Source organism: Nocardia sp. NPDC058519 (assembly GCF_042719755.1).
GTDB lineage: Bacteria > Actinomycetota > Actinomycetes > Mycobacteriales > Mycobacteriaceae > Nocardia.
The window spans coordinates 41,158-61,590 of the sequence record NZ_JBHXNK010000041.1 but is presented as its reverse complement, the minus strand read 5'-3'; the positions used below and the strand labels follow the sequence as shown (position 1 = coordinate 61,590).

General features: G+C 66.0%; 20 protein-coding genes and 1 rRNA gene. All 21 read right to left on the bottom strand.

The window, feature by feature from the left end; genetic code table 11:
- Window positions 1-87, bottom strand: a 16S ribosomal RNA gene (locus tag ACFWPK_RS31275); the annotation flags it as partial.
- A 446-nt stretch (window positions 88-533) separates the two neighbouring features.
- Window positions 534-1,814 (bottom strand): UDP-N-acetylglucosamine 1-carboxyvinyltransferase, encoded by a 1,281-nt coding sequence (murA, locus tag ACFWPK_RS31270; RefSeq protein ID WP_378921902.1) that lies wholly within the window; start codon window positions 1,812-1,814, stop codon window positions 534-536.
- Between the two features lie 91 nt (window positions 1,815-1,905).
- Window positions 1,906-2,484 carry a cob(I)yrinic acid a,c-diamide adenosyltransferase gene (locus ACFWPK_RS31265; protein WP_378921900.1) on the bottom strand — a complete coding sequence of 193 codons (579 nt, stop codon included), beginning with the start codon at window positions 2,482-2,484 and terminating at the stop codon, window positions 1,906-1,908.
- Window positions 2,481-2,909 carry a DUF2550 domain-containing protein gene (locus ACFWPK_RS31260; protein WP_378921898.1) on the bottom strand — a complete coding sequence of 143 codons (429 nt, stop codon included), beginning with the start codon at window positions 2,907-2,909 and terminating at the stop codon, window positions 2,481-2,483. The genes ACFWPK_RS31265 and ACFWPK_RS31260 overlap by 4 nt, the downstream gene beginning before the upstream one ends.
- A gap of 186 nt (window positions 2,910-3,095) precedes the next feature.
- Complete coding sequence (locus tag ACFWPK_RS31255; RefSeq protein ID WP_358179681.1) at window positions 3,096-3,473, bottom strand: F0F1 ATP synthase subunit epsilon; 378 nt, start codon at window positions 3,471-3,473, stop codon at window positions 3,096-3,098.
- Window positions 3,474-3,479: 6 nt separating this feature from the next.
- Complete coding sequence (gene atpD, locus ACFWPK_RS31250) at window positions 3,480-4,928, bottom strand: F0F1 ATP synthase subunit beta (protein WP_056817894.1); 1,449 nt, start codon at window positions 4,926-4,928, stop codon at window positions 3,480-3,482.
- 25 nt (window positions 4,929-4,953) lie between these two features.
- Window positions 4,954-5,925 (bottom strand): F0F1 ATP synthase subunit gamma, encoded by a 972-nt coding sequence (locus ACFWPK_RS31245; RefSeq protein WP_378921896.1) that lies wholly within the window; start codon window positions 5,923-5,925, stop codon window positions 4,954-4,956.
- A 58-nt stretch (window positions 5,926-5,983) separates the two neighbouring features.
- Window positions 5,984-7,624 carry a F0F1 ATP synthase subunit alpha gene (gene atpA, locus ACFWPK_RS31240; RefSeq protein WP_378921894.1) on the bottom strand — a complete coding sequence of 547 codons (1,641 nt, stop codon included), beginning with the start codon at window positions 7,622-7,624 and terminating at the stop codon, window positions 5,984-5,986.
- A 67-nt stretch (window positions 7,625-7,691) separates the two neighbouring features.
- The gene (locus ACFWPK_RS31235; RefSeq protein WP_378921892.1) at window positions 7,692-8,504 is read right to left on the bottom strand and encodes a F0F1 ATP synthase subunit delta; all 813 of its coding nucleotides are present in this window, start codon (window positions 8,502-8,504) and stop codon (window positions 7,692-7,694) included.
- Window positions 8,505-8,523: 19 nt separating this feature from the next.
- Window positions 8,524-9,078 carry a F0F1 ATP synthase subunit B gene (locus ACFWPK_RS31230; RefSeq protein ID WP_378921890.1) on the bottom strand — a complete coding sequence of 185 codons (555 nt, stop codon included), beginning with the start codon at window positions 9,076-9,078 and terminating at the stop codon, window positions 8,524-8,526.
- Between the two features lie 5 nt (window positions 9,079-9,083).
- Window positions 9,084-9,332: an ATP synthase F0 subunit C gene (locus ACFWPK_RS31225; protein ID WP_056817903.1), complete on the bottom strand. Its 249-nt coding sequence runs from the start codon at window positions 9,330-9,332 to the stop codon at window positions 9,084-9,086.
- A gap of 73 nt (window positions 9,333-9,405) precedes the next feature.
- Window positions 9,406-10,260 (bottom strand): F0F1 ATP synthase subunit A, encoded by an 855-nt coding sequence (atpB, locus tag ACFWPK_RS31220; RefSeq protein ID WP_378921888.1) that lies wholly within the window; start codon window positions 10,258-10,260, stop codon window positions 9,406-9,408.
- A 290-nt stretch (window positions 10,261-10,550) separates the two neighbouring features.
- Window positions 10,551-11,009 (bottom strand): hypothetical protein, encoded by a 459-nt coding sequence (locus ACFWPK_RS31215; RefSeq protein ID WP_378921886.1) that lies wholly within the window; start codon window positions 11,007-11,009, stop codon window positions 10,551-10,553.
- 28 nt (window positions 11,010-11,037) lie between these two features.
- Window positions 11,038-12,168 carry a glycosyltransferase family 4 protein gene (locus ACFWPK_RS31210; protein WP_378921885.1) on the bottom strand — a complete coding sequence of 377 codons (1,131 nt, stop codon included), beginning with the start codon at window positions 12,166-12,168 and terminating at the stop codon, window positions 11,038-11,040.
- A gap of 13 nt (window positions 12,169-12,181) precedes the next feature.
- Window positions 12,182-12,847, bottom strand: coding sequence for an L-threonylcarbamoyladenylate synthase (locus tag ACFWPK_RS31205; RefSeq protein ID WP_378921883.1), 666 nt, complete (start codon window positions 12,845-12,847; stop codon window positions 12,182-12,184).
- A gap of 325 nt (window positions 12,848-13,172) precedes the next feature.
- Window positions 13,173-14,045, bottom strand: coding sequence for a peptide chain release factor N(5)-glutamine methyltransferase (gene prmC / locus ACFWPK_RS31200; RefSeq protein ID WP_378921881.1), 873 nt, complete (start codon window positions 14,043-14,045; stop codon window positions 13,173-13,175).
- Between the two features lie 5 nt (window positions 14,046-14,050).
- Window positions 14,051-15,130 (bottom strand): peptide chain release factor 1, encoded by a 1,080-nt coding sequence (prfA, locus tag ACFWPK_RS31195; protein WP_357211322.1) that lies wholly within the window; start codon window positions 15,128-15,130, stop codon window positions 14,051-14,053.
- A gap of 215 nt (window positions 15,131-15,345) precedes the next feature.
- Window positions 15,346-15,582, bottom strand: a complete 237-nt coding sequence (gene rpmE / locus ACFWPK_RS31190) for a 50S ribosomal protein L31 (protein ID WP_301905193.1) — start codon at window positions 15,580-15,582, stop codon at window positions 15,346-15,348.
- 327 nt (window positions 15,583-15,909) lie between these two features.
- The gene (gene rho / locus ACFWPK_RS31185; protein ID WP_378921879.1) at window positions 15,910-18,066 is read right to left on the bottom strand and encodes a transcription termination factor Rho; all 2,157 of its coding nucleotides are present in this window, start codon (window positions 18,064-18,066) and stop codon (window positions 15,910-15,912) included.
- Between the two features lie 268 nt (window positions 18,067-18,334).
- On the bottom strand, window positions 18,335-19,261 hold the full coding sequence (gene thrB / locus ACFWPK_RS31180) for a homoserine kinase (protein WP_378921906.1): 927 nt from the start codon (window positions 19,259-19,261) through the stop codon (window positions 18,335-18,337).
- Window positions 19,262-19,286: 25 nt separating this feature from the next.
- A complete protein-coding gene (thrC, locus tag ACFWPK_RS31175) occupies window positions 19,287-20,381 on the bottom strand; it encodes a threonine synthase (RefSeq protein ID WP_378921877.1) in 1,095 nt (364 codons plus the stop codon).
- Window positions 20,382-20,433 lie beyond the last annotated feature (52 nt).

Below are 20,433 nucleotides of genomic sequence, written 5' to 3'. Positions count from 1 at the left end.
GTACCCCGAAGGGCCTTACCGCTCGACTTGCATGTGTTAAGCACGCCGCCAGCGTTCGTCCTGAGCCAGGATCAAACTCTCCGTTGAAGACTCTCAACCAACCCCGAAGGGTCAATCAGAATAATCTAAAGACTAGAGTCCGAAAACCTAGCAAAGCCAAACACCAGCAAAAAAATTTCGCTGTTGTTTTTGTCCAACCTCCCACGACCGGGGGGTACGCGAAGGTTGGAACCAATAATTATTATTGGCACTGACATTCATCGACACACTATTGAGTTCTCAAAGAACACACGCACACACTTCTACCCACAACATCTGGTAGGGGTTTCAGTGAGGCAAGGGTTCGTACTTTAGCTCAGGCAACCGGCCGGAAGCAAATCCGATCCGAGTTCCTCTGAACACATGATCAGTCAGGCGCTCAACGTCCTACCTCGTGTCCCAACCGCTGGGCGGCTGAGTCGGTGTCCGTGTCGCTCTGACTCGAATAAAGTTACGTGCCGACCAACACGAAGTCAAATCGGCTGGTCAGGAGCCTATTTCGGCACATCGACCCGTTCGACCTGTCCTCCGAGTGCTTGCATCTGCTCGACGAACCTCGGATAGCCGCGGTCGATGTGATAGACGTCGTGCACTTCGGTGACACCGTCGGCGACGAGGCCGGCCAGTACCAGGCCCGCACCCGCGCGGATGTCGGAAGACCAGACCGGTGCACTCGACAACCGCGGGATCCCACGGACCACCGCATGGTGACCGTCGGTCCGGGCGTCGGAGCCGAGCCGGATCATCTCCTCCACGAAACGGAACCGCGCCTCGAAGACGTTCTCGGTGATCATCGAGGTGCCGTCGGCGATGGCGGCCAGGCCGATGGCCATCGGCTGCAGATCGGTGGGGAAGCCGGGGAACGGCAGCGTCGCGAAGTTCACCGCGCGTGGACGCTCGGCCTGTACGACCCGGAAGCCGTTGGGCTCGTAGGAGATTCGCGCGCCGGCCGAGCGCAGCTTGTCCAGCACCAGGGCCAGGTGCTTGGGGTTGACGCCGGTGACCCGGACATCGCCGGTGGTCATCGCGGCGGCGATCCCCCAGGTGGCGGCGACGATGCGGTCGCCGATCACCCGGTGCGTGGTGGGCGAGAGGCTCTTGACCCCCTGCACGGTGAGCACCGAGGAACCGGCACCCTCGATCCGCGCACCCATCTGGACGAGCATGGTGCACAGGTCGACGATGTCGGGCTCGCGCGCCGCGTTGTCGATGACCGTCTCCCCTTCGGCCAGGACCGCGGCCATCAGGATGTTCTCGGTCGCGCCGACCGACGGGAAGTCGAGGCGGATCCGCGCACCCTGCAGCTCGTCGGCGCGGGCGACGACGCACCCGTGCTCGATCTCGCTGGTCGCGCCGAGCAGGCGAAGGCCTGCCTGGTGCATATCGAGGGGACGCGATCCGATCGCGTCACCACCGGGTAGCGCCACCACGGCACGTTTGCAGCGCGCCATCAGCGGACCGAGCACACACACCGACGCGCGGAACTGGGTCACCGCGGGGAAATCCGCGTGGTACTTGGGTTCGGCGGGGGTATCGATGGTGACCACCGAGTTGTCGCCGCCGACGTCGTCGGAGATCGTCACATCGCAGCCGAGGCCGCGCAGGACCTCCGCCATCAGGGGGACATCGAGGATGTCAGGGCAGTTGGTGATGGTGGTCGTGCCCTCGGCCAGCAACGAGGCAGCCATCAGCTTCAGCACGCTGTTCTTCGCGCCGCCGACCGCGACCTCGCCGACGAGTCGATTGCCGCCGGAGACCAGAAACCGTTCGCTCACCACGCCAGCTTATCGACCGTCACGCGACGACACGCCCCCCTGCCACGAAAGAACAAGAAACCGACCGATTCTTCGCCTCGGAGAGTCGCTTTCAGCGCGGTAGTCCGCCGCCGGGCTGCCACAACACGTCGCCGGAGGGGTTGGTGGCCCGGCTGAGGATGAACAGCAGGTCCGAGAGTCGATTCAGGTATTTCGCGGGCAGCACACTGGTGTCGTCGGGGTGGGAATCGACGGCTGCCCACGCGGATCGCTCGGCGCGACGCACCACCGTGCGAGCTGTGTGCAACAACGCAGCCAACGGCGTGCCGCCGGGCAGGATGAACGAATTCAGCGGTGCCAGACCGTCGTTGAACTCGTCGCACCACTTCTCCAGCCGGTCGATATAGGGCTGGGTGATGCGCAGCGGCGGGTACTTCGGTTCGGCGACAACCGGGGTGGACAGGTCGGCGCCGGCGTCGAACAGATCGTTCTGGATCTGGCGAAGCACCGTGAGCACCGCGGGTTCGGGCGCACCGAGGGCGACGGCGACACCGAGGGCGGCGTTGGCTTCGTCGCAGTCGGCGTAGGCGATCAGCCGTGGATCGTTCTTGGCGACGCGGGAGAAGTCGCTGAGACCGGTCGTTCCGTCGTCACCCGTGCGGGTGTAGATGCGGGTCAGGTGCACACTCACGACGGGCCTCCACGAGTACGGCGGGCGCGATCGGACGGTCGCGACTCCACCCAGGACAGAAAAGCCGCCATCGAACCGCGGTCGAGCGCTAACTCGAAACTGTTCTGCGGATCGGTGACGGCTACCACCACGATGTCATCGGTCATGATGTCGAATTCGTCGCCCTGTGGCGCTCGGCGCTCGACGATCTCGAGGCCCTGCCGATGCACCGTGGAGTCGGGGCCGAATTTCAGGCTGGTCAGTTTGAAGAAGACGAGGCGATCCTCGTCGTAGCGAATGAGCCCGTGCCGCCAGCCTTGGCCGCCGCGCGCGGGCAGAGTGCGTAGTAGCGCGGCCGTGCCCCCGCGGCGCAACATCACCAGGCGATAGGTCGAGGCCCCGGCTACGAACACGAGCGTCAGCACCAGAATGATCAGGAGAACCATCCCGGTTTGCAATGCCGTACGCCCTTTCGCTCTTACCGGTGGCACTAAACCCCCGCTCCTCCATTCAATCACGCCCGCTGGTCGGCGCTTCGGCCGGATCGTCGATCCCCACGAAAAAGGCGGCACAAACAACTCTGCCGGCGAGGAACCGAAGTTCCTCGCCGGCAGAGCGTCGTTCTACTGCGATCAGTCGGTCACGGTCGCTTCGACCGCGCGCACCTGGCCCTGCGCCGCGCGCAGCTCCACCTCGGTGGCGCTCGCGTCGGCCAGCACCTTGCGCGCCGCGTCGACGTCGACCTCGCCCGCGAGTTCCGCGGACTCGGCCAGCACACGCACGGTGTCGGCGGTGACCGAGAAGAAGCCGCCGTGCACCGCGGCGACGATCCGCTCGCCGTCGGTCGACACGATGGAAACCGTGCCGCCCTCGACGAGCTGACCGAGCAGCGGCTCGTGGCCTGCCATGATGCCGATCTGACCTTCGGTGGTCTGCGCGCTGACGAACGAAGCCTGGCCGGACCAGAGCTTGCGTTCGACAGCTACGAGATCAACTGTCATCTCCGCCATAGTGGACTACTTCCCGAGGATCTTCTTCGCGGCTGCCTCGACGTCGTCGAGACCACCGCAGGAGTTGAACGCCTGCTCCGGGTAGTGGTCGAACTCGCCCTTGCAGACACGGTCGAAGTCGTCGATGGTCTGTTCCAGCGGAACGACCGAGCCGACCTGGCCGGTGAACTTCTCGGCGACGATGAAGTTCTGACCGAGGAACTTCTCCAGGCGACGGGCGCGACCGACGAGGACCTTGTCCTCTTCGGAGAGCTCGTCCATGCCGAGGATGGCGATGATGTCCTGCAGTTCCTTGTACTTCTGCAGGATCCGCTTGACCTCGTTGGCGACCCGGAAGTGGCGCTCGCCGACGATCGAAGCCTCGAGGATACGAGAGGTCGAGGTCAGCGGGTCGACGGCCGGGTAGATGCCCTTCTGCGAGATCGGGCGCGAAAGCTCGGTCGTCGCATCCAGGTGGGCGAAGGTGGTCGCCGGCGCCGGGTCGGTGTAGTCGTCGGCGGGGACGTAGATCGCCTGCAGCGAGGTGATCGAGCGACCCTTGGTCGAGGTGATGCGCTCCTGGAGCTGACCCATCTCGTCCGCCAGCGTCGGCTGGTAACCCACGGCCGAAGGCATGCGACCCAGCAGGGTCGAGACCTCGGAACCGGCCTGGGTGAAACGGAAGATGTTGTCGATGAAGAGCAGCACGTCCTGGTGCTGGACATCGCGGAAGTACTCCGCCATGGTCAGCGCCGACAGGGCGACGCGCATACGCGTGCCCGGCGGCTCGTCCATCTGGCCGAAGACGAGGGCGGTGTCCGGAAGGACGCCCATCTCTTCCATTTCCAGACGGAGGTCGGTGCCCTCACGAGTACGCTCACCGACGCCCGCGAACACCGAGGTGCCCGAGAACTCGCGAGCGATACGGGTGATCATCTCCTGGATCAGCACGGTCTTGCCGACACCGGCACCACCGAACAGACCGATCTTGCCGCCCTTGACGTACGGGGTCAGCAGGTCGATGACCTTGACGCCGGTCTCGAGGATCTCGGTCTTGCCCTCGAGCTGGTCGAAGCTCGGCGGCTGACGGTGGATGCCCCACTGCTCGCCGTCGCGGCCGAGGCCGGGAGTGTCGAGGCAGTCACCGAGGGCGTTGAACACGTGGCCCTTGACGATGTCGCCGACGGGCACCGAGATCGGCTTGCCGGTGTCGGTGACGGTCGCGCCACGGACCAGGCCGTCGGTCGGCTGCATCGAGATGGTGCGCACGATGTTGTCGCCGAGGTGCTGAGCGACCTCGAGGGTGAGGGTCTTGGCCACCGACGGGAGCTCGATGTCGGAGTTCAGAGCGTTGAACAGCTCGGGAATGGCGCCACGCGGGAACTCGACGTCCACGACGGGGCCGATGACACGGACGACGCGTCCAGCGGTTTCGCCCGCCTTCTTCGCGTTGTCCTGAGTGACAGCTGCGGTCATTAGATTGGTTCTCTTCCTGCGCTTCTTAGTCGCGGTCCGAGCTCGACGCCAGCGCGTTGACGCCGCCGACGATTTCGCTGATTTCCTGCGTGATCTGGGCCTGACGCACCGAGTTCGCCTCGCGCTGGAGCACATTGGCCAGCTCGTTGGCGTTATCGGTCGCCGCCTTCATTGCGGTGCGCCGAGCCGCGGACTCGGATGCCGCTGCCTCGAGCAACGATGCGTAGATACGCGTGTTGATGTACTTGGGCAGCAGAGCCCCGAGCAGTACATCGGCGTCCGGCTCGAACTCGTACTGTGCCGTGGCCACCACGTTCGGCGAGTCCGACATCATGTCGTCGCCGAGCTCGTAGTTCTCGTCGACGTAGCTGACCTGGATCGGCGCCAGGCGGCGCACCTCCGGATTCTGGGTCAGCATCGACACGAACTTGGTGTACACGATGTGCAGCTCGTCGACACCCTCGATGGTTCCGGTCTCGTCGAGCGAGGTGACCTCGCCCTCGGAGCCGGCCATGAAGGCCTCGACCAGGTGCTTGCACGCGGACGACGCATCGGTGTACTTGGGCTGCTGGGAGAAGCCTGCCCACGACGCCTGGAACGGACGGTTGCGGAACTTGTAGTACGTGATGCCCTTGTTGCCCATCACGTACAGAACGGGTTCCTTGCCGTCGCCACGCAGCGAGGTCATGAGCTCCTCGGCACGCTTGAGCACGTTCGAGTTGTAGCCACCGCACATACCGCTGTCACTGGTGATCACCAGGACAGCGGCCCGACGAGCGTTGGGACGCTCGGTCAGCAGCGGGTGCGACAGGTTCTTCGAAGCGCTCGCCAGTTCGCCGAGGACCTTGGTGATCTCCTCGGCGTACGGCTTGGCAGCCGCAACCCTGGCCTGGGCCTTGGAAATTCGCGAGGTCGCGATCAGTTCCTGAGCCTTGGTGATCTTCTTGATCGAATTCACACCACGAATGCGGGAGCGCAATTCGCGCAAACTTGCCACTAGCGGTTCACACTCCCTTCATTCGCCAGATCGGAAATTGCCGACATCATGACCCGGCTTACTTGTCGACGTGCTTGCGAGTGACCGACAGCGACTCGACCTCTTCGTGGTCCAGCTCGCCTGCCGCAGCCTCGTTCACGATGCGCTTGCCGTCCGAATCGAGGAAGCCCTGCTTGAACTTGTCGGTTTCGGCCTTGATCGCGTCGGCGGCCTCGCCGGCGAGCGGCTTCTTGCCACCCTCGAGCGCGTCGAACGAGCTCTGGGTCGCACCGTGCAGGTACTCGAGCAGCTCGGCGGTGAAGCGACGCACGTCGGCGACGGGCACCGACTCGTAGTAGCCGGCGTCGACCAGGAAGATCGAGACGACCTGATCCTCGACCGAGACCGGGGAGTACTGGTCCTGCTTGAGCAGCTCGACCCAGCGGGCACCACGCTCGAGCTGCGCCAGCGACGCGGCATCGAGGTCGGAGGCGAAGGCGGAGAACGCCTCCAGCTCGCGGTACTGCGCCATTTCCAGACGCAGCGAACCGGCGACCTTCTTCATGGCCTTGGTCTGCGCGGCGCCACCGACACGGGAAACCGAGGTACCGACGTTGATCGCCGGGCGGACGCCCTTGTTGAACAGGTCGGACTCGAGGAAGACCTGGCCGTCGGTGATGGAGATGACGTTGGTCGGGATGAACGCCGAGACGTCGTTGGCCTTGGTCTCGATGATCGGCAGACCGGTCATCGAGCCGCCGCCCATTTCGTCGGACAGCTTCGCGCAACGCTCCAGCAGACGGGAGTGCAGGTAGAAGACGTCACCGGGGTACGCCTCGCGGCCCGGCGGACGACGCAGCAGCAGCGAGATGGCGCGGTACGCCTCGGCCTGCTTGGTCAGGTCGTCGAACACGATGAGGACGTGCTTGCCCTGGTACATCCAGTGCTGGCCGATGGCCGAACCGGTGTACGGAGCCAGCCACTTGAAGCCGGCGGAATCGGAGGCCGGGGCCGCGACGATGGTGGTGTACTCCATCGCGCCGTGCTCCTCGAGCGCGGTCTTGACGCCCGCGATGGTGGAGCCCTTCTGGCCGATCGCGACGTAGATGCAGCGAACCTGCTTGTCGGCGTCGCCGGTCTCCCAGTTCGCCTTCTGGTTCAGGATCGCGTCGATCGCGACGGCGGTCTTGCCCGTCTTGCGGTCGCCGATGATCAGCTGACGCTGGCCGCGGCCGATGGCCGTCAGCGCGTCGATCGCGGTGATACCGGTTGCGAGGGGCTCTTCGACCGGCTGACGTTCCAGCACGGACGCGGCCTGCAGCTCCAGCACGCGGCGCTCGTCGGTCTCGATCTCGCCCAGGCCGTCGATCGGCTGGCCGAGCGGGTTGACGACGCGACCGAGGAACTTGTCACCCACGGGAACGGAGAGCACGTCGCCGGTGCGACGGACCTGCTGGCCCTCTTCCAGCGAGGCGTACTCGCCGAGGATGACGGCACCGATCTCGGTGTCCTCGAGGTTCAGCGCGACGCCGAGGACCCCGCCGGGGAACTCGAGCAGCTCGTTGGCCATCGCCGAAGGCAGACCGCTGACGTGCGCGATGCCGTCGCCGGTGTCGGTCACGAGGCCGACTTCTTCGATGGAGGTTTCCGGGGTGTAGCTCTGGGTGTAGCTCTCGATCGCGCTACGGATCTCGTCGGAGGAGATCGTCAGCTCCGCCATGTTGTTCCTGCTCTCGCTGTGGTCTCGAATGTCGGGGGTCGGAAAATTACTGCGTTGAGCGCCCTTGTCAGGACAGTGCTCGACGCAGCTTCTCCAGTCGGCCGGTGGCGCTGCCGTCGATCACGTCGTCTCCGACGCGGACGACGACGCCGCTCAGCAGCGTCGGGTCGACCTGCACGTGCACGGTGACCGCCTTGCCGTAGATCCGCTGCAGGGAAGCCGACAGCTTCTCCTTCTGCTGATCGTTCAGCTCGACCGCCGAGTGCGCGTGGGCGACGATCTGGTCACGACGGGCCGCCGCCAGATCGGACAGGGCGTCGAGGGCGACGCCGATGTTGTTGGTCCGCAGGCGGGTCACCGCCTGCTCGGCCAGCGCCAGGGTGACCGGCTCGACCTTGCCGGTGAGCAGCCGCTCGATCAGTTCGCGCCGCGCCGAGGCGGGCTTGCCCTGATCGGAGAGTGCCTGCTCCAGCTGCGGATTGTCGGCGACGATGCGTCCGAGCCGGAACAGCTCGTCCTCCACCGCGTCCTGACGGCCGCCGACGGCGGCCGACTCCAGCAGAGCTTCCTGCCCGAGCAGCACCAGGGTGTCGACCAGATCGCGGGTGCGTGACCAGTTCTGTGCCACCGCGGTGGTCAGCACTGCCTGCGTGGCAGCGCTGACCTTGCCGCCGAAGACCCGCTCACTGAGTTCAGCGCGCGCCGAACCCGGCACCGAGGCGTCCGCGAGCGCCACACGCAGCGAACGCTGGTCGTCCAGCACGGCGACAACGGCGAACAGTTCCGACCCCGTTGTGGCCGCAACAGTTTCGCTTCCGGTCAGAGCGACCCGAAGCGCCTCGCGAGACCGGGTACTGGCCTCGCGGCTCGCTGCGTACATGCTTCTCACTTTCGCGTCGCTACCTTCCGACCCCGATGGCGTCGGTGTCGTCGAGTTCGCTGAGGAACTTGTCGATCGACGCCGCCTGCTTGGCTTCGTCCGAAACAGACTGACCGATGATCTTCTCGGCCAGGTCGACGGCCGTACGGCCGACCTCGGAACGCAGCTCCGTCAGGATCTGCTGGCGCTGGGCTTCCAGCTGGGAATGACCGGCGGCGACGATACGGTCGCTTTCGGACTGGGCATCCGTGCGCATCTGCGCGAGGATCTGCTGACCCTGGGTGCGTGCTTCCTCACGGATGCGCGCGGCCTCGAGCCGGGCGTCGGCCAGCTGCTGCTGATACTGCTCCAGCGTCTGCTGTGCTTCGGCCTGGGCTGCTTCGGCCCTGGCGATACCGCCTTCGATCTTGTCGGTGCGGTCTTCGAGTGTCTTGGTCACACGCGGGATCACGTATTTCCAGAAGAGCACGCCGATGATGGCGACACAGACGATCGACCAGACGATGTCGTACGTTGCGGGGAGGAGAGGATTCACATCCTCTCCCTCTGCGGCGAGCGTGATGAGTTCGCGCATCGGAATCAGAAGATGAAGCCGGCGACGAGGCCGATCAGCGCCAGGGCCTCGGTGAACGCGATACCGAGGAACATGGTGGTCCGGATCTGGCCGGACAGCTCGGGCTGACGAGCGATGCCCTCGATGGCCTTACCGACGACGATACCCACGCCGATGCCGGGGCCGATCGCGGCCAGACCGTAGCCGATGGCGCCGAAGCCCTTGAAGGTGCTCTCGGTGGTCGCGGCTTCCTGGGCCAGGTAAGCGAGGCTCATGAATCTTTCCCTTTCTGTTGCTCACCCGCCGGTCGGCGCGTGTAGCAGGTTTCCGGTAGTTGGTTCAGTCAGGTCAGTGGTCGGCGGCGTGCTGGGCCTCGCCGATGTACACGGCGGCCAGCAGTGCGAATACGTAGGCCTGCAGCGCGATGACCAGCAGCTCGAACAGCGTGAAGCCGATGCCTGCCAGCAGCGAGAAAGGCGAGAAGACCTTCATCCACGCGGTGGCGTCGAACAGGAAGTACCAGGTCGCGCTGAAGAACAGCACCAGCATGATGTGGCCGGCCAGCATGTTGGCCATGAGTCGGACGGTCAGCGTGAACGGGCGCAGGATGAAGGTCGAGATGAACTCGATCGGGATCAGCAGCACGTGCAGCGCGACCGGCACGTCGGGAACGACGATGCTGTGCCGGATGTAGGAGAAGAACCCGTACTTCCGGATGCCGACGAAGTTGTAGGTGATGTAGACGATCGCGGCCAAGACCAGCGGCATGCCGATGCGCGCATTGGACGAGATGTTCAATCCTGGAATCACACCGGAGAAGTTCAGGAAGAGAACCGTGAAGAAGATCGTCGCCAGGAGCGGGAGGAACTTCTTACCGTTTTCCTTACCGAGTACTTCGTCGGCGATCTGCTCCTTGACGAAAACCACACCGGCTTCCATCAGGTTCTGCAGGCCGCGCGGCACGATCTTCGGCGAGCGGAAAGCCAGCAGGAACACGATCACCACAACGGCGGTCATCAACAGGCGGACCAGCATCAGACGATCGAGTTCGAACGGCGTACCCTCGAACAGCACTGCTGGAGGGAAGAAGTCGGACAGCGATGGCGCGTGGAACTCGCCCGCCGCCAAAGTGATGACGCTCAGCGTTCTCTCCCGTGTTCGGGCCGCGGGTACGACGGTCATTCCCGCGGTTCGATCGGACATATACAGACGATCAATGCGGTCGACTCTGGTCGGCTCGAAATTCGACAGCCGCTCGTACGGTGTAACCCGTATCGGCTTCTGTTCGGGCGTCGGCGACATCGTCGACATGCTTCAACCGGGCACATTCCACCCGGATCGGCAGTAAGCATAGCGGCACCGGGCAGGATCGTAATGATCCCCCCTGGTAACTCGAGGCAATGCCCCGAGTTGGTCGGGCCGAGCCTCTAGCTTGGGTGCTTGCTTACCAACACTTTACCAAGCTATCTACGACAGTGCGTAGCTGGGTGGGATTATTCCTGCTCGGAAGCCGTTTCGCTGTCTCCCGCGCGTGTCGTGACGTACGGAACCTTCTGGCTCACAACGCCGTACGTCTCGGCACCGAGAACGATCAGCAGGGCTCCTACCACCGTAAAGAACAGCGCGGGCCTGCTGTAGAAGTCGAATTGGTTGAGCACCACGATCACCAGCAGCGCCACCAGCATCTTGCCGACCCAGCTGACCAGCATGACCGCGCCCGCCATGGTCGGGGGCAGCTTGGCGCCGAGCAGCACCGCGACGACCGTGGTGAGAATGAACCCACCACCGATCGCGGCGCCCAGCAACGCGCCCCACAGACCGGGCATCCCGGCCACCGCCGACGCGATCGCCACGGAGACGACCACGAGCACGCCGAGGCCGATCAGGCCGTAGCGCAGCGCGGCGCGCAGGGGGGCGTCAGGGCCTGGCACGGTTTTGGGTGTAAAGCTCACGGCCCGAACTTTACCTTGCACGCCGAACTCAGTGCTGCGTCGACTCTGTTCTGCGCACGGACGGGATCGCGGTCACTACCAGCGCGAACACCAATCCGCCTGCCACCAGCAAGACAACAAGACGTCTATCCATCAATGAAGTTCCCACCGCGCCGAACGCGAGAACGCCGACCCATAAATAGATCAGCAAGACCACGCGCCGGTGCGAATGTCCGATCTGGAGCAATCGGTGGTGCAGATGCATTTTGTCCGGTGTGGAGAAACTCACGCCGGCGCGCACCCGGCGCACGATCGCCAGCAACAGGTCGAGCACCGGAATGAACATCACCGCGCCGACCAGCAACAGCGGCGACAGCAAACCCACAATGTCGCGCGGGCCGTAACCCTGTAGCGGAATTCGGCCGGATGCGCCGGTGGATACCGCGGCCAAGATCAAACCGATCATCATCGACCCGGTATCGCCCATGAATATTCGGGCGGGCGAGAAATTGTGCGGCAGAAATCCGAGGCAGGCGCCCGCCAGCGCGGCGGCCAGCAACGCGGGCGGATAGGTGTCGACCGAGCCGCCCTGGTCGTAGAGCAAACCGATGGAGAACACGAAAACCGCGCTCGCGCAGATCAAGCCGAGGCCGGCGGCCAGCCCGTCGAGGCCGTCGACGAAGTTCATCGCATTCACCAGGGTGACGGTGATCCCCACGGTGACGAGACCGCCCTGCAATTGGTCGAGCACGACGGTGGTGCCGTTGAACGGGTTGTAGATCACGTACCAGCCCAGGCCCATCACCGCCATCGCGCCCGCCGCGGTGATCTGGCCGACGAATTTGGTGAGCGCGTCCAGGCCCCAGCGGTCGTCGACGATGCCGACCAGCACGATGATCGTGGCGGCCACCAGCACCGCCGGAATGTCAGGGGTGTAGTCGAAACCTCTTCGCAGCGCGGGCAGCTGATGCGCGAACAGCACCGCGGCGACCACACCGAAATAGATACCGAGTCCGCCCATCCGCGGAATCGGCTTCACGTGCACGTCGCGCTCACGTGGCACCGCCACCGCGCCGAACGAGATGGCGAGCATCCGGACACCGCCGGTGGCCAGGAAGGTCACCGTGGCCGAGACGAGCAGCACGAGCAGTAGCTCGCGCAGGGGAACGACTGAGCTCATCAGCGGCGTGCGATCACCGCTGCGCGGAGCTGATCAGGGCTTCCGGCACCATCCCGAGCACCTCCGCGATATCGGCCACCGGCACAGCACCCTCCCGCAGCACCCGCGGCTGATCCGCGGTGAGGTCGACGATCGTCGAGGCGAGAGCGTGCTCGGCCGGACCACCGTCGAGGTACACACTCGCCAGCGACCCCAGCTGCTCACGCGCCTGTGCGGCGGTGGTCGCGGGCGGCTGCCCCGACACATTGGCGCTCGACACCGCCAGGGGGCCGACCTCACGCAACAACTCCAGCGCCACCGGATGCAACGGCATCCGCAACATCACCGTGCCACGGGTATCGCCGAGATCCCACGCGAGCGAAGGCGCGGCCTGCACAACAAGACTCAGCGCACCGGGCCAGAACGCGCGGATCAGCTCCCTGGCCTGCGGCCGCACCGAGAACACCAGTCCATCGATCGTGTGCCACGACCCGACGAGCACGGGGACCGGCATATCCCGCCCGCGCCGCTTGGCGGCCAGCAGATCGCTCACCGCGGCGGAATCGAACGCGTCGGCGGCGAGGCCGTAGAGCGTGTCGGTAGGCATCACGACCAATCGACCGGACTTCAACGCGCTGGTCGCCGCCGTGATCCCAGCGGCACGCGAGTCGCTCTCAGCACAGTCATAGACGGTACTCACTGTTCCGCCTCTCCGGGTATTTAGCGGGTCGTAGGTGCGGCAAGAGTGTAGCTGTCGGGCCGACGGTCAGATGTAGGGGGACTTTCCCGCCTCTCCGCGCCTGTTGGCCAGACCCAGGCGCGAAACGATTCACGTTGGCGGCCAGACGATGGTCGGGGCTGGGTCGGCCCGTACCCGGTGAGTTACCCATGTCGGTGCGAGATCAGGTATCTCGATAGATGCTCGAAGTGTGCTGAGCGCCAAGGCCACTTGTTCGACCATGAGGTTCGACCGCGGTCGGTGTTTGCCACCAACGAACTGACGTCGTCGTCGGACTCGGTCAGGATCAGCGGCGGGCGACGACGAAGCGGGGCTTGTCGGCGAGATCGGTGTGTTCGACGATGCCGGTGAAATCGGCTGCCGCGAGCAGCGCCGCTACTCCCCCGCCGTTGGTGTCGTCGTGTTCGATGGCGGTGGCGCCGCCCGGGCGAAGGAGTCGGGCGATGGTGGGGATCATGGCGCGGATGACATCGAGGCCGTCCGGGCCGCCGAAGAGCGCGCGGTGAGGGTCGTGGTCGGCTACCTCGGGGTCGAGGATCGCGTCTTGGGGGATGTAGGGCGGGTTCGAGACGACCAGGTCGACCCGGCCCGTCAGCGGGGTGAGCAGGGTCGGGTCGGTGACATCGTCGGAGTACAGGGTGATCGGGGTGTCGCCCTCGGCGATGCGGGTGTCGGCGTTGCGGCGGGCCCAGGTGAGAGCGCCGGGATCGAGCTCGACGGCGTGGACCACTGCGTCGGGGCGAGCGTGGGCGATGGCAAGGGCCAGTGCGCCCGAGCCGGTGCACAGGTCGACGACGATCGGTGCGTGGTCGTGCGGGAGCGTCTCCAGGTGGGCCAGCGCCCACGCGAACAGCAGCTCGGTCTCCGGGCGCGGCACGAAGACGCCGGGGCCGACGGCAAGGTCGATCGCACCCATCGCGGCCGTTCCGGTCAAGTGCTGCAAGGGAATTCGCATGGCCCGTTGTTCGATCAGCGCGCGGTACCGGTCGGCGATCTCGGGCTCGACCATCGGGAACAACGCCAGCCGCATGCGCTCGGTGCCGAGCACATGGGCGGCCAGCTGCTCCGCGTCGGGCATGGGCGAACCGACACCCGCCTCGGCCAGCCGCGCGGCGGCTTCGACGATCAGCGGACGCAACCGGAGGCGTTCGCCGCTCATGCCGGTTACTCGGCAGCCATGCGCGCGTCGCGGTCTGCCTTGCCGAGCGCGTCGAGCAGCGGGTCGAGGTCGCCATCGAGGACGGCGTCGAGATTGTGCGACTTGAAACCGATGCGGTGATCGGCGATCCGGTTCTCCGGGAAGTTGTAGGTGCGGATCCGCTCGGAACGGTCGACCGTGCGGATCTGGCTGGCGCGACCGGCCGCGGCTTCCTGGTCGGCCTGCTCCTCGGCCAGAGCTTGCAGCCGGGCGGCGAGCACCTGCATGGCGCGTGCCTTGTTCTGCAGCTGGGAGCGTTCGTTCTGGCAGGTCACCACGATGCCAGAGGGCAGGTGGGTGATGCGGACCGCGGAGTCGGTGGTGTTGACACCCTGGCCGCCCTTGCCGGAGGACCGGTAGACGTCGATGCGCAGGTCGGTCTCGTCGATCTGCACCTGCTCGACCTCGTCGGGCTCGGGGTAGATCAGCACGCCCGCGGCGGAAGTATGAATGCGGCCCTGCGATTCGGTCACCGGCACGCGCTGCACCCGGTGCACGCCGCCCTCGAACTTGAATCGCGACCACACCCCGTCGCGCGCGGCGTCCTTGCTCTTGATCGACAGCGTCGCGTCCTTGTATCCGCCCAGGTCGGAATAGGTGACGTCGAGCGTCTCCACCTTCCACCCGTGCCGCTCGGCGTAGCGGATGTACATGCGCGCCAGATCCGCCGCGAACAGCGCCGATTCCTCGCCACCCTCGCCGGACTTCACCTCGAGCACCACATCGTCGCCGTCGTGCGGGTCGCGCGGGGCGAGCAGGTCGGCAAGAGCCTGCTCGAGCTCCACGAGCTGGGTCTCGAGCCCCGGCACCTCCGCGGCGAACGAGGCGTCGTCGGAGGCCAGCTCACGGGCGGCCTCCAGGTCGTCGCGCACGGTCTCGAGCTTGCGATAGGTGCTCATCACCGGCGCCAGCTCGGCGAACCGCTTCCCCACTCGCCGCGCCGCACCCGCGTCGTTGTGCAACGACGGATCGGCGAGCTGCATCTCCAAGCCCGCGTACTCGGCCAAGATGTCATCGATAGCGGACGGGGCCGTCTGATCGGCCATGCGTTGAGCTCCTATGGGAATGGTCCCGGCTGGGATGTCTTCAGGCCGAAGGCCGTTTCTCGGCCGCCTCGATCTGGACTGAGCGGAGGGTGCGACGAAGGAGTGCCCGGAGGGAGGGAAGATCGAGGCCCACAGGGCCGAGAACCCGCGGCGCCCGCGCCGCCAACCAACAACGCCCGGCCTGCGTGAGCAGTACCGGGCGTCGGGGGAGGTAACTAGGAGGCGTCTTCGGCCTTCTTGGCACCTGCGCGCTTGCCGTAGCGAGCCTCGAAGCGAGCCACGCGGCCGCCGGTGTCGAGGATCTTCTGCTTGCCCGTGTAGAACGGGTGGCACTGCGAGCAGACCTCGACCGAGATCTGGCCGGACTCCTTGGTGGAGCGAGTCTGGAAGGTGTTGCCGCAACCACACACAACGGTGGTGTCGACATACGTGGGGTGGATTCCTGCCTTCATGGGCGTCCTCTCGATAATGGTCGCCGGGTCGTAGCTCCATGGAGTGGAGTACGTGAACCGGAACCGACTAGGCGGGAGTCTGCGAGAACTCGCAGACACACAGCGGTCCAGTATGCCAGATCAGGCCGCACTCACTCAGAACACCCCCCACCTCCGGTTTGTTCCCTGTTACACAGCGGCTGGCGCCGCGGGTTCTCGGCCTGTTCCCTCGATCTTCCCTCCCTCCGGGTACTCCTTCGTCGCACCCTCCACTCAGTCCAGATCAAGGCGGCCGAGAACGAGCAAGGGCCCCGCCGAAGCGGGGCCCTTGTTCGCAGTTCTAGACGATCACTCGTCGAGAGCGCTCGGTGCGGTCTTGGAGACCGTCATCAAGAACTCGAGGTTGTTCTTGGACTTGCGCAGACGATCCATCAGCAGATCGATCGCCTGGTGCGAGTCCAGGCCCGACAGCACACGCCGCAGCTTGTGCACGACAGCCATCTCGTCGGGCGAGAGCAGCAGCTCGTCGTGCCTGGTGCTCGACGGGTTGATGTCCACCGCGGGGAACACGCGCCGCTCGGCGATCTTGCGGTCGAGCTTGAGCTCGGCGTTGCCGGTGCCCTTGAACTCTTCGAAGATCACCGTGTCGCCGGTGGAACCGGTCTCCACCATCGCCGTGGCGATGATGGTGAGCGAGCCACCGTTCTCGATGTTGCGGGCCGCGCCGAGGAAACGCTTCGGCGGGTACAGCGCGGTCGAGTCGACACCACCGGAGAGGATACGACCCGATGCGGGCGAGGAGTTGTTGTACGCACGACCCAATCGGGTGATCGAATCGAGCAGCACCACAACGTCTTTGCCCATCTCCACCAGACGCTTGGCACGTTCGATGGCGAGCTCGGCGACGGAGGTGTGGTCACCCGGCGGGCGGTCGAAGGTGGAGGCGATGACCTCACCCTTCACCGAACGCTGCATGTCGGTGACCTCTTCGGGACGTTCGTCGACCAGGACAACCATGAGGTAGCACTCGGGGTTGTTGATCGCGATCGCGTTGGCGATGTCCTGCATGATCGTGGTCTTACCCGCCTTGGGCGGGGACACGATCAGCGCACGCTGGCCCTTACCGATCGGCATGATCAGGTCGATCACGCGCGTGGTGAGCTTGTTCTGCGCGGTTTCCAGGCGCAGCCGCTCGTTCGGGTACAGCGGGGTGAGCTTCTGGAACTCCGGCCGACGACGCGCTGCTTCCAGCTCGCCACCGTTCACGGTGTCGAGGCGAACCAGCGGATCGAACTTCTGTCGCTGGTTGTTCTGCTCGCCGTCGCGCGGGGCGCGCACCGCACCGGTGATCGCGTCACCGCGGCGCAGGCCGTTCTTGCGAACCAGGTTCATCGACACGTACACGTCGTTGGGGCCGGCGAGGTAGCCGGAGGTCCGCACGAACGCGTAGTTGTCGAGGACATCGAGAATGCCCGCGACCGGCTGCAGGACGTCGTCCTCGCGAATGTCGTAATCGCGGGCCTCGGTCTGACCACCGCCGGCGGGACCACCATCGCGGTCACGACCACGACGACGCTCACGGAATCGACGACCCCGGCGACCGCGGCCGCCTTCCTCGTCGTCACCACCGCGGTCGTCGCGGGGACCGCGATTACCGCCGGTGTTGCCGTTCTGGCTCTGATTCTGGTTGCGCTCGTTCTGATTACGGTCGCCACCGGTGCGCTCGCCACGGTCGTTGCCGCCGCGGTCGTTACCGTTGCGCTCGCCGCGCTCGGCGCCGTTGCGCTCGCCACGATCGCGTCGGCGTTCGCCCTGGTCGCCGCCCTCGGCCTTGTCGGCCTGCTTGGTCTCCTCGGCGCGGCTCTCCGCGGGGGCGCGGTTCTCGGCGGGGGCATTGTCGCCACCACCGGAACGGGCCTGGTCACGCCCACGACGCTGCCTGCCACGACCACGCTGGCCACCATCGCGACCGGAATCCTCGCCTGCGTCGGCGGGGGCATCGGCCTTGACCTGCTCGGTCGCGGCCTGTTCGGCCGGAGCCTCGACGGGCTTGGCCTCGACGGTCGTCGGCTCGCTGGCCTTGACCTCGGCGGGAGCCTGCTTCTCGGCGGGCGCGGCCTGCTTCTCTGCCTTGGCGGACTTGTCCACCTTCGCGGGCGCTTCGTTCTTGGCAGGCGCGTCGTTCTTGGCGGGAGCTTCGTTCGCGACCGGCGCGGTGGCCGTCACGGCGGCGGCGGCGGGCTTGTCGCCCTTGGCAGGCGCTCCGGATTGATTTTCCTTGATAGCGGCGATGAGATCGCCCTTACGCATTCCGGAGGTACCTCGGATACCGAGCTCCCCCGCCAGTGCGCGCAACTGCGGCAACAGCATTCCAGTCAGCCCCGATCGTGCGACGTCGGTTTGTTCGCTCATTTTCGAAATCTGTCCGGATTCACTTTCGCGGCTGCCCGAGTTCGTAGGGTTGGAATCCACCCCGGGTGTCGCGAGCAGGTCCGTTTCTGTCACGGAAGTCCTTTCCTTCCCTCGAATGCCGTGTGCTGATTCGAGGGTTCCGTTCCGTAGACCCGGCAACATATGCCGAGCTCGGATTATGCGTCCATGTTCGACGCCTGTGCCGTACTACCCGCCGCGGGAGGACCGGAGGCCTTCGCCACCAGAAGACAGTGGTGAGGGGAGCGATTGCCCTGATGAAGCACCGGCGTCTGATGCGCACGATGTACGGACTTGCCCAGAATAGCTGCCTATTGCGAACAACGGCAAGGCAGGCACGCCGTCAGTCGATCAATACCCCGTCCGCGATGCCTGGTTCGACCACGCGCAGACCGTCCGATTCTGCCTGTTTGCGCAGGTCATCGGGGAATTCTTCGGTAGTCAAGGCGAGAATTGTCGGGCCGGCGCCCGAGACCGTCGCCGCGATACCCGCGGCGCGTAGCCGCTCGATCCACTGGGTTGTCAGCGGTAGCGCGGGGGCACGCTGGGTCTGGTGCAACCGGTCGGCGGTGGCCGACATCAGCAGATCGGGGCGTTCGGTCAGCGCGACGACGGCCAGCGCCGCCCGGCTGACATTGAACGCCGCGTCACCGTGGGGCACCTGCTCGGGCAGCAGCCCGCGGGTGTGGGCCGTGGAGGAGCGCTCCTGCGGGATCAGCACCACCGGGCGCAGCGCGGGCGCCGGGGTGAGCCGCACGGCCCGGTAGGCACGCGACTGCGCGGCACCGGTTTCGGTCCACGACACCACGATTGCGCCGAGCACGCTGGCAGCGGCATTGTCGGGGTGGCCTTCGAACTCCGAGGCGAGCTGCACCAGCCGGTCGTCGTCCATGCGCAGTGCCGGGTCGAACTTCGCGGCCAGCCCGGCGCCCGCGGCCAGCCCGCCGACCACGGCCGACGCGCTCGAGCCCAGCCCACGCGAGTGCGGAATCACGTTGCGGCACACCACGTCGAGACCGTCGGCCCACACACCGAGCGATTCCAGTCCACGCTCGATCGCGCGGACCACCAGATGTGTTGGGCCCCAAGGCACGTCGTCGGCGCCTTCACCTTCCACCCGGATGTCGAGTCCCGATGCGGTAGTGCGTACCACGATTTCGTCGTAGATGCCCAATGCCATTCCCAGGCAATCGAATCCGGGCCCGAGGTTGGCCGTGGAGGCGGGAACACGCACGGTCACTTCGAGACCGGCGGGCAGGGTCGCTGTCATCAGCGTGGGCTCGGGTGCGGCCAACTCAGGCCAGCTCGAGTTCACGGGCGATGGCGATCGGGTCGACGGCGATCGGCTTGACCTCTGGCATTCCGGCCAGCGCGTTGTCCGGGTCCTTGAGACCGTTGCCGGTGACGGTGCACACGACGGTCAGCCCCGAATCCAGCCAGCCTTCCTTGCGCGCGGCCAGCAGACCGGCCACGCTCGCGGCCGACGCGGGCTCGACGAAGACGCCCTCTTTCGCGGCGACGAGGCGGTAGGCGGCCAGGATCTCGTCGTCGGTGGCCGCGCGGAACGCACCACCGGACTGGTCCTTGGCCTCCATCGCACCGTTCCACGACGCCGGGGCGCCGATCCGGATGGCGGTCGCGATGGTCTCCGGGTCCTTCACGGGCGCACCGTTGACCAGCGGCGCGGCACCGGCGGCCTGCACGCCGAGCATGCGCGGCAGCACCGAGGTGATGCCGTCGGCGTGGTATTCGCGGTAGCCACGCCAGTAGGCGGTGATGTTGCCCGCGTTACCGACCGGCAGCACGTGCACATCGGGCGCCTTGCCGAGCACATCGCAGATCTCGAACGAGGCGGTCTTCTGGCCTTCGATCCGCGCCGGGTTCACCGAGTTCACGAGGCCGACCTGCGGGAACTCCGCGGTCACCTTGCGCGCCAGCTCGAGACAGTCGTCGAAGTTGCCCTCGACCTGGATGATCTTGGCGCCGAGCATCACGGCCTGGGCCAGCTTGCCCATCGCGATCTTGCCCTGCGGGATCAGCACCGCGCACTCCATGCCCGCGCGGGTGGCGTACGCCGCGGCCGAGGCCGAGGTGTTGCCGGTCGACGCGCACAGCACGGCCTTCTGGCCGCGGTACTTGGCGTCGGTCATCGCCATGGTCATGCCGCGGTCCTTGAACGAACCGGTGGGGTTGGCACCCTCGACCTTGAGATACACCTCGCACCCGGTGAGCGCGGACAGGTGCGGCGCGGGGACCAGCGGGGTACCGCCCTCGAACAGGGTCACCGGCTCCCAGTCGGCCGCACCGGCCAAGCGGTCACGGTAGGCAGCGATCAGACCGGGCCAGCGCGAGTGCACACCCAGCTGCGGGGCGATTCCAGTCGTGCTCATGCCAACGCTCCCTGCGTCGCGGCGCAACCATGCGCACACGTGTTTTCTGCAT